Origin of the sequence: Vibrio sp. THAF64 (genome assembly GCF_009363455.1) — a bacterium.
GTDB classification, from domain to species: Bacteria; Pseudomonadota; Gammaproteobacteria; order Enterobacterales; family Vibrionaceae; genus Vibrio; species Vibrio coralliilyticus.
The window spans coordinates 1563640-1576576 of record NZ_CP045356.1; the positions used below are offsets into that span (position 1 = coordinate 1563640).

At 44.4% G+C, this 12937-nt stretch carries 13 protein-coding genes; 6 read left to right on the forward strand and 7 right to left on the reverse strand.

Annotation, left to right across the window (positions count from 1 at the left end; translation table 11 throughout):
* Positions 1 to 26 precede the first annotated feature (26 nt).
* On the reverse strand, positions 27 to 1238 hold the full coding sequence (locus FIU99_RS23545) for an MFS transporter (protein WP_006961430.1): 1212 nt from the start codon (positions 1236 to 1238) through the stop codon (positions 27 to 29).
* 115 nt (positions 1239 to 1353) lie between these two features.
* Here FIU99_RS23545 and soxR point away from each other — a divergent pair, with 115 nt between their 5' ends.
* Positions 1354 to 1821 (forward strand): redox-sensitive transcriptional activator SoxR, encoded by a 468-nt coding sequence (gene soxR / locus FIU99_RS23550; protein WP_006961429.1) that lies wholly within the window; start codon positions 1354 to 1356, stop codon positions 1819 to 1821.
* Here soxR and FIU99_RS23555 read toward each other — a convergent pair.
* The 3 genes from FIU99_RS23555 to FIU99_RS23565 all read right to left on the reverse strand — a co-directional run bounded on the left by FIU99_RS23555 (position 1792) and on the right by FIU99_RS23565 (position 5253).
* Entirely contained in the window at positions 1792 to 2670 is an 879-nt protein-coding gene (locus FIU99_RS23555) for an AEC family transporter (protein WP_006961428.1), read from the reverse strand. The two genes, soxR and FIU99_RS23555, sit on opposite strands and share 30 nt — an antisense overlap.
* A gap of 171 nt (positions 2671 to 2841) precedes the next feature.
* Entirely contained in the window at positions 2842 to 3858 is a 1017-nt protein-coding gene (locus tag FIU99_RS23560) for a nuclear transport factor 2 family protein (RefSeq protein ID WP_006961427.1), read from the reverse strand.
* Between the two features lie 99 nt (positions 3859 to 3957).
* Complete coding sequence (locus FIU99_RS23565) at positions 3958 to 5253, reverse strand: MFS transporter (RefSeq protein WP_006961426.1); 1296 nt, start codon at positions 5251 to 5253, stop codon at positions 3958 to 3960.
* A gap of 339 nt (positions 5254 to 5592) precedes the next feature.
* Here FIU99_RS23565 and FIU99_RS23570 point away from each other — a divergent pair, with 339 nt between their 5' ends.
* Positions 5593 to 7134, forward strand: coding sequence for a sodium:solute symporter (locus FIU99_RS23570; RefSeq protein WP_006961425.1), 1542 nt, complete (start codon positions 5593 to 5595; stop codon positions 7132 to 7134).
* Positions 7135 to 7220: 86 nt separating this feature from the next.
* Here the strand turns inward: FIU99_RS23570 and FIU99_RS23575 are convergent, their stop codons facing one another.
* A complete protein-coding gene (locus tag FIU99_RS23575; RefSeq protein WP_006961424.1) occupies positions 7221 to 7526 on the reverse strand; it encodes a DUF6482 family protein in 306 nt (101 codons plus the stop codon).
* Positions 7527 to 7605: 79 nt separating this feature from the next.
* On the opposite strand from FIU99_RS23575, the gene FIU99_RS23580 reads away from it, so the two are divergent.
* The 3 genes from FIU99_RS23580 (at position 7606) to FIU99_RS23590 (ending at position 10674) form a co-directional block, all read left to right on the forward strand.
* Positions 7606 to 9069, forward strand: coding sequence for a cryptochrome/deoxyribodipyrimidine photo-lyase family protein (locus FIU99_RS23580; RefSeq protein ID WP_006961423.1), 1464 nt, complete (start codon positions 7606 to 7608; stop codon positions 9067 to 9069).
* A gap of 174 nt (positions 9070 to 9243) precedes the next feature.
* On the forward strand, positions 9244 to 9933 hold the full coding sequence (locus tag FIU99_RS23585) for a flavin reductase family protein (protein ID WP_006961421.1): 690 nt from the start codon (positions 9244 to 9246) through the stop codon (positions 9931 to 9933).
* 174 nt (positions 9934 to 10107) lie between these two features.
* Positions 10108 to 10674 (forward strand): hypothetical protein, encoded by a 567-nt coding sequence (locus FIU99_RS23590; protein ID WP_039952158.1) that lies wholly within the window; start codon positions 10108 to 10110, stop codon positions 10672 to 10674.
* 57 nt (positions 10675 to 10731) lie between these two features.
* Here the strand turns inward: FIU99_RS23590 and FIU99_RS23595 are convergent, their stop codons facing one another.
* Together FIU99_RS23595 and FIU99_RS23600 are read right to left on the reverse strand one after the other, a co-directional pair.
* Complete coding sequence (locus tag FIU99_RS23595; protein ID WP_006961419.1) at positions 10732 to 11325, reverse strand: NADPH-dependent FMN reductase; 594 nt, start codon at positions 11323 to 11325, stop codon at positions 10732 to 10734.
* Entirely contained in the window at positions 11322 to 12236 is a 915-nt protein-coding gene (locus tag FIU99_RS23600; RefSeq protein WP_006961418.1) for an EamA family transporter, read from the reverse strand. Before FIU99_RS23600 ends, FIU99_RS23595 begins: the two co-directional genes overlap by 4 nt.
* A 132-nt stretch (positions 12237 to 12368) precedes the next feature.
* Between FIU99_RS23600 and FIU99_RS23605 the strand changes: the two genes are divergently transcribed.
* A complete protein-coding gene (locus FIU99_RS23605) occupies positions 12369 to 12848 on the forward strand; it encodes a MarR family winged helix-turn-helix transcriptional regulator (protein WP_006961417.1) in 480 nt (159 codons plus the stop codon).
* The last annotated feature ends 89 nt before the right edge of the window (positions 12849 to 12937 follow it).

Sequence of the window (12937 nt, forward strand, 5' to 3'; positions counted from 1 at the left end):
AAATTCTCAGGCTGTATCATGGTGTTTTAGTTCTGAACGATGATTTCTGGCTCTATATCATCGTGCTTATTGAGCTGATGCATCGTTAACACTGCGCCTATCATAGAGACTGCCGCCAGCATGAAGCCATATTGAGTGATTCCGTAATGGCTTAGTAAGGCAATTGCTGTGTAGCTGACGCTCTGTATCATGGTCGCAAACATCTGCAATCCACCATCGGCTCGACCTCTCTGCTCGACCCTAATTGTGTGGTGCATCCAATTGGTTCGGGCAATGCGATTGAGAGCGTTAAATGAACCGAAAAACAGTGTGAATATCAATAAGTATGCTGGGTGAACAGAGAAGCTCATACCAATCAGCATCACGGACGCTATGGCCATTGAGTAGAGCATGGTGGACTGGTGAGATGCCAGATTAAGCAATTTGGCGACAAACAAACCTGTCATCAATGATCCTAAACCAAAGGCGATGTTGTAGCCTGCATACCAGTCTCCCGAGATCCCGACTTCTGAAAACCAGATTGGCACCAGTTTGCTTAAGAAGGTCAGGATCGGATAACTCAATGCTGAGAGTAACAAGAATGCGTAAAAGCGAGGCTGAGCAGTGAATATCTCCTTACTCTCTTTCATTTGGCCAATAAAGGATGTGGTTTTGTTCTGACGCAATTTCTGACGATATGGCGTCACTAGATAGCTTAACGTTGATAAGCCAGACGCTGCCGCGGCAAACGCCGCAAATTCGAGCATGCCCCAGATTTGCAGTAAGACAACGCCCAACGCACCAGCACCCAACGTAGTACCCTGTAGAATAATTTCCTGTTTGCCTGAAATCGCCGCGTACTCATGTGGGCCATAGTTTTCCTGTGTAAAAGCGTTGTTTGCAGTCCAAGCAAGGTTGCTTGAAACCCAGAAGACTAATTGTGCCGTAGCCAGCAACCAGTTTGATTCAATGCCTAGTCCGTAGGCCAACATGACGATGGCGGCTGTCGATGATTGTAAAATCTGAACCAGTACTAGCAGCGATTTTCTTGAATGCCTGTCGATGAGAGTGGAAAACAAAGGGGTCAGGAAAAAAGAAATTGCTGTACACGCTAAGGCGACCATAGCCACAAAAGGGCCCATGCCTGGCGTTTCCAGCATGACCCAAGGTAAAGCCATCATAAATAAACCGGAAGAAATTCCATCAAAGAAACGGCCACTCAAGTAGGGCATGGTTCTGTTTTTCATAATTAATTGCATTGTTATTCTCCACTGCAAGCCAACTTGGTGTTACTCTAAAACCTCAAGTTAACTTAAGGTAAAGCGCTTTTTTGTGTTTATTTAACTGAGATAGCCAGAAAGGAGGGAGAGGTATATGGAGATGACCGTCGGAGAGGTCGCAAAGCGTGCTGGGGTAAAAGTCTCTGCGTTGCATTTTTACGAGCAAAAGGGGCTTATTTTCAGTTGGCGGAATCAAGGTAACCAACGTCGCTATCACCGCAGTGTGTTACGTCGAATCGCTGTAATTAAAGCAGCGCAGGAAGTCGGACTGACATTGGAAGAGATTGCCCAGTCTCTGTCTCATTTACCTAAACATCAAGCACCCAATCGTCAGCAATGGGAGCGCATGGCATCAGGTTGGCATGATTTGCTGGATCATCGAATTCAACAGCTTAAAGCATTACAGGATGACCTTGGAGGCTGCATAGGCTGTGGTTGTTTATCGATGGAATCTTGTGCCATTTATAACCCACAGGACATCCGAGCTGAAACATTCAAAGGGAAAACAATGCTCACTAATCCCGAAGAATGGTCAGCCGAGGGACAGAGCGAAAGTCAATAATAGCGGTAAGGTTAGAATACTGAAGAAGTTGCCAAACAGTACCATGGATGCCACACGATTCGGCTCGATGTTAAATCGTTCTGCAAACATATAATTCATGACGGCAGGCGGTAGCATAGTAAACAGCACCATCATTTGTAACTGCATGGCTGGCAGAGGGATAAAGGTATAAATTACCCAGAAAGCAGCCGCACCCGTTGCCAGAGACTGAAGAGTGCAGAAAATCCCTACTCTAAGCCCGCTCAATCGCATATTACACATCTGTGCACCCAGTGAGAGTAGCATTACTGGCACTGCTGCTTGGCCAAGCAACGCCGTCGCTTCATAAAGTGGTTCCCACACACCGATCCCGCTCAGGTTAAGCACCATGGCGGCAAATGCAGCGAGAAAGACCGGCATACGAATGACTTGCTTAAAAGGGTTTCCTTCGCTTAGCAGCGCGAGTCCAAGACTAACGTGGATACAGGCTGAAACAACGAACAATAGCACTGCTGATGCCAAGGCTGTATCACCAAAGGTATAGGTAAAGAGTGGAATCGCCAGATTACCACTGTTACGAAACATGTGAGGGGGAGCCCATGCTTTATAGCGCAGGCCTGCAAGTTTACAGATGGGGATCATTAAAACCCCCGGCAAGAGTACCGCGATTAATGAAGCGCTAAGCAACGGGACTTGTTCGGTGTCCAACGGCATTGAGACTAATGACGAAAACACTAATGCTGGCGTAAACGCATCCATATTGATGCGATTGATTGGGCGAAAGTCAGGTTTGAGCCAGCGTCCAACAGAAAAACCGACTAAAACCAGCGCGAAGACCGGGAATAGAATCCCGATAACCTGCTCCAACATATTCGTCCTTGAATCCGATTGAGTACTTTAAGCAAAGTACCTGATAAATGGATAATTTAACGCGATGAGATTAACAAAAGCTTTGTTGCGTCCAGATGCTTTACTTCTGAGTGTATATGTCGGTTGAGATTCAATGCCTGAGCGAAGAGTTGCTCAGGCATTGAGGGATAATTACAGAGAAGGGTTTAGGATTGCTTGAGTGCGCTCAAATACATCAAGGCCTTGTTGTTTCAGCCAGTATGGAAGATCAATCAAGACCCAGTTTTCAGATAGTTTGTCACCGTCACGGTAATACACGTCAACCACCTGCATGTCAGCACGGATTTCACCACCTGTCATTCCAAGGAAGCCTCCAATTGGCGTATTGGAAAGATTTGGCCAACCGAAGAAGCAAGAGAAGTTACCTTCTGCGAATCGACAAACGTGGCCGTTGAACTTCTTGTCCTTCAAGTTATTGCGGAATGGCAACTGGTGCTGTTGTTGGTAACGCGGAATTGTGTAAGAAGCGCCAATACCACACGGACCATACCAAATCATGTCTTTTGACCAACTCTTTTCGAGAACTTCTGGTGGGCAACCCATAGCGCCGCTATCGTTCAGTGAAGACAGGTCATCGACCATTTTGTTAACCAAGTCGAGAGTCGCTTGGCCTTCTTCCAGTTGCGCATCGTCAAATAGCAGGCCGTCATGATTACGTGGCCCAGGATAAACAAAATGCTGACCAGTTGAAGGAGGAAGTGGGTAACAGCCAGCTTGATCCATCACGCCAAGCAGATCGAGGAACAAACCTGTTTTTGTGATCTTACCGTTTTCTACGCAGTTAAACTCAGCGTAGCGAACGTTCATGATCTTCCCTGTTGGGCGCATCCCGAGATACTCTGCATCGAATAGGCCCATAAAGTGCCCCATGCTCATTACCCAAATTTCATCTGGATTGATTTCGTTGTTACCGCCAATAAAAATATCCTGACGGCGCTGCATGCGTGTCATTGATTTCATCAACGGCGCCCAGAAAACCTCGGCGACAGCTTGAGCTCCTTCTTGCTCGCGGAAAGGGTAGACTCCGCGCCACAAGTAATCTTCTGAGGTATGTGCTTTTAGTACTTCTGCAACATTCTCATGAGTCGCGTTTTCCATTGCGTTGAAATAATCACGCACGATGCGTTTTGCTTCTTGATATTTAGCCATAATTTGCTCTCTTGATACGTCGAGCCAGATGTTGGAACAGGACTCGAAAAGTTTTTGGAACCGGCCTGCCCAGTGTTCAGGCCGGAAAATCTGACTCAGTTATGCTTGAGCGGCTTCCGCTCGTTTCTTCTTGTCGAATAAGCCACCTTTCAAGGTTTCTGGCAGTGATAGCCAGAGCAAGCCTGCGACAATCCATACAATCGGTGAGCCCCACATAGCAGTTTGTAGGTCGGTACGTTCCTGAATAAAGATCAATACCATTGGCGCCCACATGCCGATGATTCGACCACCATGGAACAGAGCAGCGCCGTAGCTGCGAAGGTGTGCAGGGAATAGCTCAGAGAAATAGCCACCCCATACTGCTGATGAAGATAAGCCGAAGTTGTAAATTAAACCGAGGATAGCCAGCATGTTCAGGCTCCCGATCATGACGTCACTCGGCGCAATGAAGAATACAGATGCCATCACGCCTGCGAGGATGAAGCCGAATGCGTTAACCTTTCGTCCATATTTGTCGGCGATTGCTCCCCAAACCCAGGCTCCAAATAGAGACCCAAAAGCAGAAATGGAGAAGATGACTCCGATAGTGGCTCCATCAAACTGACGAACTTCTTTCAGGTAAGTGGTTACGAAGCCGCTGAAGAATTGGAAACCATAGAAATTAAGGCCCGCCAACAAAATGCAGCTGATGGTCAAGGTTCGATAGGGTCTGCTGAGCATTTCACCCCAAGAACCTTGTTTAGCTGGAGTGGATGTGCCTGATTCAGAAACCTGCTCCTCTTCACCATAGGCGATGACCTTTTTGTCACTTGGTAGAACAAAAATCATCGCTAGTGCGGCGACTAATGGAGGGATACCGCCGACCCACATCAAGCTTTCCCATGGAGCATCAATGCTGGAAATGAACGCTGCATAAGCCCCCATCACCATCAGAGCGACTGAGAACATCGATGAAGCAAATGCCGTTAGCTTACCTCGAACCGTTGGGGTAAATAGGCCAATCATTAAGCTGACTGCCACCGTGAAGTAGCCACCCAACGATAATCCAATAATGAATCGCATCGCTGCCCAGGTTGTATAGTCGGTAAACATCATATTGATGATGGTGGCACCGCCGTTTAGAGCTGTGATGGTAATCAAAGTTGATTTTTTACCAAACTTGGTCGCAAACCAGGCACAGCTCAACGCCCCGATCAGCGCGCCTACTGACTGCCAGGTGTAGAATTGAGCAGTATCAGACAGGCTAATGCCGTCATAGGCTTCAACAATATATGGGCGTACGTAGTCAATAATTACAAAGTTATAACAATAGAAAAAGTATCCGACTAGTATCGCTAGATAGGCGGTGACCCTTTGAATTATAGGAACTTCGCTCATGTGTTTTTTCGAATTCATGACCGATAAACCTCTATTTTACTCGGTTTTTTAGTTTTGTAAGTCAGAATTAAAACGATCGTTCTCGGATCTGACCACTCTGTATTTCGCTGTGGATCATAGATTTTTTGCTGTGATTGGATCCGTGATCAAAATCAACTTTAAAATGAGTGCGTACCCATTTTGTTGTTTTTGGTGATCAAGATCGCCATTTTGAGTGTTCTAACAGTTAATGTGCGAAAAGTAATCAAATCAAGTGACAGTAATCACAGTAATGGTGAAGAAATGCCAGGTATCAGATCCTTTTAAGTATGATGAGTACGTGATTTACGGCACTATGCTATCAGGTGAAATCTAAAAATGGTTACGTACTCAAGCTTTGCAATTGTTGCTATTTATATATTTATAACCATACTGATCAGCTACTTAGTTAATAAACGTGGCCGTGCTGGTGGGGATTTTTCTACTGGAGATAAGCAGTTTGGTTGGTTTACTGCTGGGGTTTCGATTCTCGCGACTTACATTAGCGCAATGACGTTTGTAGGAATGCCAGGTTGGGTGTACAGCTCAGGTATGGAAGCGATGAGTATCCACCTCAACTATCCCATCGTAATTTTCTTTGCGGTTATTTTCTTTGTTCCAGTGTTCTATAAGCTCGGTCTGACCTCAATTTATGAGTATCTAGAGCTGCGCTTCGGTGTTTATGCCAGAACGATCAACTCAATGGTGTTTCTGATTGTTCAGTGTATTTCTGCTGGCGTGATCCTGTATGCCGTCGCCCTGATTCTTGTCCAGGTTCTGCCCGTTTCTATTTCCGAAGCTATTATCTATATCAGTCTTTTTACTGCTTGCTACACCTATGCGGGTGGTATATCAACAGTCATCTGGACAGACATGCTTCAATCTGTGGTGTTAGTAATTGGAAGTATTGCCATACTGGTTATCTTACTGATGGATATCAATACCGCAGAGCATCTTTCGAAGCAGCACCTCAATATTATCAATGCAGACTTTGATCTGGGTATTGATACAACGTTATGGGCAGGGGTGGTTGCTGTGAGCTTTTTACATTTAAGTGTTTATGGCACCAATCAGCTCATTATTCAAAGAACATTGGCAACCAAAAATGAACACACTGCGCAGAAGTCGATGCTGCTGTGTGGGTATGGCGCCTTTTTCATTTACCTCTTTTTTGCTTTGATCGGCGTATTGCTCAGTGTGTTTTATCAAGATCAAAGCTTTGATAATAGTAATGAAGTGATTCTAGATTTCGTTTTTAATCATACAAATCCAGTCGTCGTAGGTTTGATTATTTCGGCATTGGCTGCCGCTGCGATGTCGACGTTGGACTCTACTTACAACTCGATGGCAACAGTAGCTACATTCGATATCTATAAACGTTTTATTCAACGCGACGCAACAGCTCAGCACTACGAGTCAGTTGCACGTAAGATGAGCCTTCTTGCTGCGGCGATGGTCGTCGTGCCTGCGTTGCTGGCAGTATCCAATGAATCTGTTTTGAAAACTATTGCCAGCCTTACGTCCATTTTTGTTGGCATTCGACTAGGCTCTTTTGTGCTTGGTTTGTTTTGGTCTAGGTCGAACGAGATAGGGGTGATTGTAGGCAGTATTGCCAGTGTATTTGCCGTGTTTGCAGCAAGGTATGCAGAGGTGGCTTGGCCTTGGTTTGCGCCAATAGGCACTGTTGTTTTCTTAGTATTTGGCGTAATAGCGAGTCGATTCTGGGGGCGAATTACCTCTCAACAGGCGTCTTTTATTCGAAATCAAAAGCATCTTTTTGCAACGCCTAACATCAGCCATTATGGTTTGCTGCTGTTTGCCATCGTCTCTATTTCTGCTTGTCTAATTCTTCCTGACTGGCTTTATACTGCATTGTCCTAATGTTTAGATATCTTCAGACTGGTGCTGATTATCAGTGAGCAGAGGTTATTCGCAGAGCTGTTGATTTATAATGGTAATTGGTCAACTTAGTAGTATTCATTGTCCAACAACAGAACCTCCAGAGCGTTGCTGGATCCTTTTGTAGGACCACCCACCATCTCGTCATAGGCGCTTGTGTGCCGCAAGTATTGTTTAGTGACATTTAGCTTTGAACATTTCTTTTGCATTTCAACGACGGATAGAGCTTTCAGCATCAGCCCCTGCTCATCCGATACATAATATTCCTGCCCCTCTATAACGACAGATGCTTGATAGAGTGACAAATCCAGAGAATGAATGATCAATTTATCGATGAAGAAGAATTTCTCTAGCTTACTCAAACTCATTTTCATGGTGCTCACCAGTAATTATATAAAATAATTGATATTGCTATACAGATTGTTCGTACAAGTCTTTGATACGAGGAATCCTATGAAAAAGATTAACTTAGTCTGGTTGAAACGCGATCTGAGACTAACGGATCATGCGCCACTTAATGCAGCATTATGCTCTGATACTCCAACTCTGATTTTTTATCTGTTCGAACCAGACCTTCTAGCAAACGCACATTACTCCGAACGACATTGGCGTTTTGTATGGCAGTCACTCAGTGACATCAACGGCCATTTAGCACCTTTCAATGCCAAAGTGATGGTTGGTGGATGTGATGTACTGAGTTTTCTTGAAAAGATGGCGAAACAATTTCAGATCGAAGCTCTCTATTCGCACCAAGAAACTGGTCTAGACGTGACATTTCAGCGAGACAAACAGGTTTTGAAATGGTGTAAAGACCGCCAAATTAGTTGGTATGAGTTCGCTAATGGTGCTGTGGTAAGAGGTTGTAAGGAAAGAAAACATTGGGATAAGAATTGGCAGAGGGTGATGCGCGCACCGATCGAATCTAACGCATTGAGTGCTGGCGCTCTTCTTCCAAATCTCAACGATGATTTTGGCATTGTTTTCACTCCTCCTGAAGCATGGTTGAGTAAGGTGCCCGGTATTCAGACTGGGGGTGTCAAAGTCGGCTGGGCAACGTTGAATGACTTTTTTACTCGGAGGGTCAAGCACTACTATTTCTCTATCTCTAGCCCTTCGGCTTCCCGGGAGGCGTGCTCACGATTGTCGCCTTATTTGGCCTGGGGGAATTTGTCACTGCGTGAGGTGTATCAGTTTCTACTGAGTCACTGGAACGACAAAGGAATGAGAAGAAGCTTAATTGCATTCTCTTCACGACTGCATTGGCATTGTCACTTTATTCAAAAATTTGAGTCGGAGCATCAGATGGAATTCAGATGCGTCAATCGAGGCTATGAATCACTGATCCAACATTCAGCCAAGACAAACAACGATCATCTCACAGCATGGAAAGAGGGCAATACTGGCTATCCTTTGGTTGATGCTTGTATGAGATGCCTCGCGCATACTGGTTATCTGAACTTCAGGATGAGGGCGATGCTCGTCAGTTTTTTAACCCATCATTTGGCTCAAGATTGGCGTAACGGAGTCGCTCATCTCGCGTCTTTATTTCTGGACTTTGAACCTGGTATTCACTACGCGCAATTTCAAATGCAGTCCGGCGTTACAGGTATCAACACAATAAGAATCTATAACCCGACCAAGCAAGCAATTGACCATGATCCCGATGGAGTGTTCATTAAAAAATGGGTGCCAGAACTTAAAGACGTCCCGATTTCATTGCTTTTTGAACCTTGGAAGATGAGTGCAATGGAAGCGCTAATGTACGACATTGAAGGATCTAGCATTTACCTAAATCCCATCATTGATCTTGATACAGCAGGCAGGGAAGCGAGGGACAGACTTTGGGCATGGAAGAAGAAAGAAGACGTCGTTTTGGAAGCAAAAAGAATATTGTCCACTCATGTCAGAAGCAGTTGATCTAATGGGATAAATGAACCGTAAAAGTGGATTATATCTCTGTAATTCTTGGAGCACGTTATGTTGAAGCCAACCTTGATAGTGACTGCAATACTGTTTCTGATTCTTTCCTATTTAGCCGCTTAGCTGCGTGCCTGTTAATTCTGATGTCTTAAATGGTTTAGATAACGTTCAATGAAAGATAAAAATTTTACCAAATCTCAAATCACTGCCATGGATGAGCGAAAGAGAGCTAGGCTAATAAACAGTTTGTCGGGATTTAAAAGCGCCAACTTGATTGGAACCCAAGATAAATTCGGCAACAACAATCTCGCAATTGTCAGCTCTGTTGTGCATATAGGTTCTTCTCCTCCTCTTCTTGGTTTTGTCAGCAGACCAAACACCGTTGACAGGCACACTCTCGAGAATGTTTTGCAGTCTGGTTTTTTCTCTATTAACTCAGTCGAATCTGACATTGCAAGAGCAGCACATCAAACATCAGCACGGTACTCTAGAGCGCAGTCAGAGTTTGATGAAACAGGTTTAACACCGTATTTTTCTGAGTGTTTCCCCGCTCCATATGTGTTGGAGAGTAACTTAAAAATCGGTTTAAAGCTCAGTGAATACATTGATATCACTGCAAATAATACGTGCTTAATTATTGGAGAGGTGGAGGAAATCCTGATTCCGGATCAGTTTATCCAACCAGATGGATACGTCGACATCGAATCGATGGAAGCAGTCACAATCTCAGGACTGGATAGTTACCATGTAACTCAAAGGTTGTATCGACTGAGCTATGCAAAGCCCAATTTGTCGTTACATCCACTAACGTTAGAAGGGGATCCTTCTTCTTGGGCGGCTTTGAAATCGGAAACAGATTGAACAAATTCAATGATGTTATTAATACATCACTCAAAATAACATCGAAATTATATTCACCTTGTCAACTAATTAGTTAATAAGTATTAGATTGCTCCCATAAATGACTTTTATATAAGTTGTTAATATGTATAATCACCGCGTTTTATAACTAAATTGTCAGTTGTTGGAGTAACAATGTTTAGAAGCTCTATAGTTAGTGCTTTAGTACTAGTCGCACTAACTGGTTGTCAGAGCACAAGCACGTCTATACAAAAGGATGCGAATAACCTAAATAAACAGTTCGAGATTGATGTCAATAACACTACTTATAATATGGCGTTCGATAATTCTCAATCTATGGTGACATCTGTTGAGTATATTTCTCGTGAGCAATCAAAAGGGATATACACTAAAAAGGCGAAAAGTGGTCTGTGGTCGCAAGAGAAAGTTGAGCATCAAACTCAGCTATTAAATTCTCTTTATTCGAATGGTGCATTTATTGTACGAGTATACGGTGAAACAATTAACTCGGTTAGCCGCGATTTGTACAAAGTTAAATTAGTGCAAGATGGAAAAGTCGTACAGCGCGGTGTATTTGATGCTGTAGGGGATGTTCCAAATATGGATTACCCATCACGCCTGTGGCGTAACGATTCCAAACTTGCGACCAATGGTTTAGATACCAGTGAGCCTTTTGAAATCCAGGTAATTACTGGTGAAAACATCGAAAGGTATCATTATCAGCCGAATGTCAAAGGCTGATAAATAGCTTAAATTCTTGAGCACGGATGAATGTGCTCAAGAATGTTTCACTTCTTTTTACATCCCATACTGAAATGGCTTTCCTGCCTCCACCATATCCCGATGTATTGGCTTTAGTGCATGTGCATAAGCGGATAACAGCTTCATCGTGTACTCACTACGAACATGAAAGTTCACATCATTTACGCTCCCATCTGGATTGAACAGACTTTCCACGTTGCGAAAGATTAAGTGGTCCGGAATCAGGCACACGTGATTATTCTTACTGCCGGTTAAACGAAGCTCACTAATAGGATAAACCCCATTAACACTGGCCGAGATACTGACGGCTAAAGCAGGTTTGTGTGCCATCTCTTTAGCAGTCGATAGCATTAAAAAGTTCTTTAGAGCTGGTGTTGCCATACCGTGCCACTCTGGGGTGATGAAAACAAACGCATCACTGTCTTGTAGCTGGGTGGCAATCTTTCGCCAAGGAGCCCATTCCTCACTACCTGTCCATACGCCTTCATTCCATAACGGTAAATTGAGCTGGTGGAGATCGAGAATATCGATATTCGTAAAATCAGCCTCTGCCAGTGTCGATAAATAATGGGCTGCTTTTAGGCTTTGTGAGTCAGCACGCTGGCTGCCTGAGATAATGGTAAGTTTCATGCGAGTTCCTTTTTACTATTAATAAATGATGTGTTTGTTTTAGTTGCTGAATAGGTCGGGGCTGAGGCTGCCAGCAAAATTGAAACTAATACGCTTAAGGCACCGATAAGTTGAACCCAGGTCAGAGTCTGACCAAGGATCAAGTAACCGAGGACCACAGCAGATACACTGCTGAGAAAGCCAAGGAATGAGACAGACACTGTGCTGAGCTTTTCAATTCCACGGAACCAGAGTGAGTAGGCGAGCATGGCGCCAACAATTGCCAGATAGCTGTAACCGACAACATTTGTTAACGTGATTTGTTGCGGTAACCCCTCTGTACTGATGGCGACAGGGAGTAGCATCAGCCCTCCAAACAACAGTTGCCAGCCAGTGAAGCTCAGCAGGGACATGTTTGAAGGTCGCCCCCACTTTTTCGTTAACACCACGCCTAGCGCCATGCTAACGGTACCGAGCAGCCCCATGACAACTCCCGAGGTATTGAGTTGACCTGGGTTATTGACCACAAGCATGGCGATGCCACCTATCCCCAAACCACTAGCGATTATTTGCGTGAAAGTTAATGTGTTTCTCAACAAAAGCACGCTCAGTCCCATAACCAGAATAGGCTGGATGGACATAATCAGAGCTGCCATACCTCCGGGTAAGTATGTGGCAGCATAAAATAGGCAGTAGAAAAAAAATCCGATGTTGAGTAGGCCAAGTACGGCCAGTTTCGTCCACCAACTTCCATTTGGAATCGAGCGAGAAAACAACACCAATACTATCCCAGCAGGCAAAGCGCGCAGCATCGATGCTAACAAAGGGCTGTTGGCAGGCAGAAGTTCAGTGGTGACGATGTAAGTGCTTCCCCAGACCATAGGCGCTAATGCCGTAATGGCTAACGTCGCTATTCGTTGTGTGCGTGTCATTGGTGCCTCCTTTCGCTGTAGCCTATCTTTATAAAAAGTATCTCTCATGAAAGATACTTTTTATAAAGTAATGGTGATTTATCTTTTTATCAAGTATCTTTTTGAAAAGATAAATTAGTAGAGGGATGAGATATGCAAGATCCTGTCGACCACATCTTGAAGCAGTGGGGCGATGTGAAGCCTGAGTTGGATTGTTCTGACATGGGAATTGTCGGTAGACTGATGCGTGTTCATGGGCTCTGGCACAGTCAATTGGAACATGTGTTTAAGCAGCATCAACTGAGTATGTTGGAGTTTGATATTCTCGCGACATTAATGCGAAATCAGCAACCGCTGACCCCGACTGAAATGTACAAAACCCTGATGATTTCCTCAGGCGCTATGAGCACTCGGATTGAAAAGTTGGTTCAACGAGGCTTGGTTGAGCGATTAGCAAGTGGCGATGATAGACGCAGTTGTAAAGTAACGCTTACCCAGCAGGGCGCTCAATTAGTCGATGAGGCTTTAGCATCACACTTATCAAATATGAACGGAATGTTGAGCATGTTTGATGAACAAGAAAAAGCCCAGCTGGCTAATATGATGCGAAAAGTACTGCTCGCAAATCAGTGATTGATGGAAGTGAGGTGGTAGGGTAATCGCTACTTTGCCACCGATATCGCATGAATCAAAATTCCCTTTTGTTTACCTGACATCAGTTT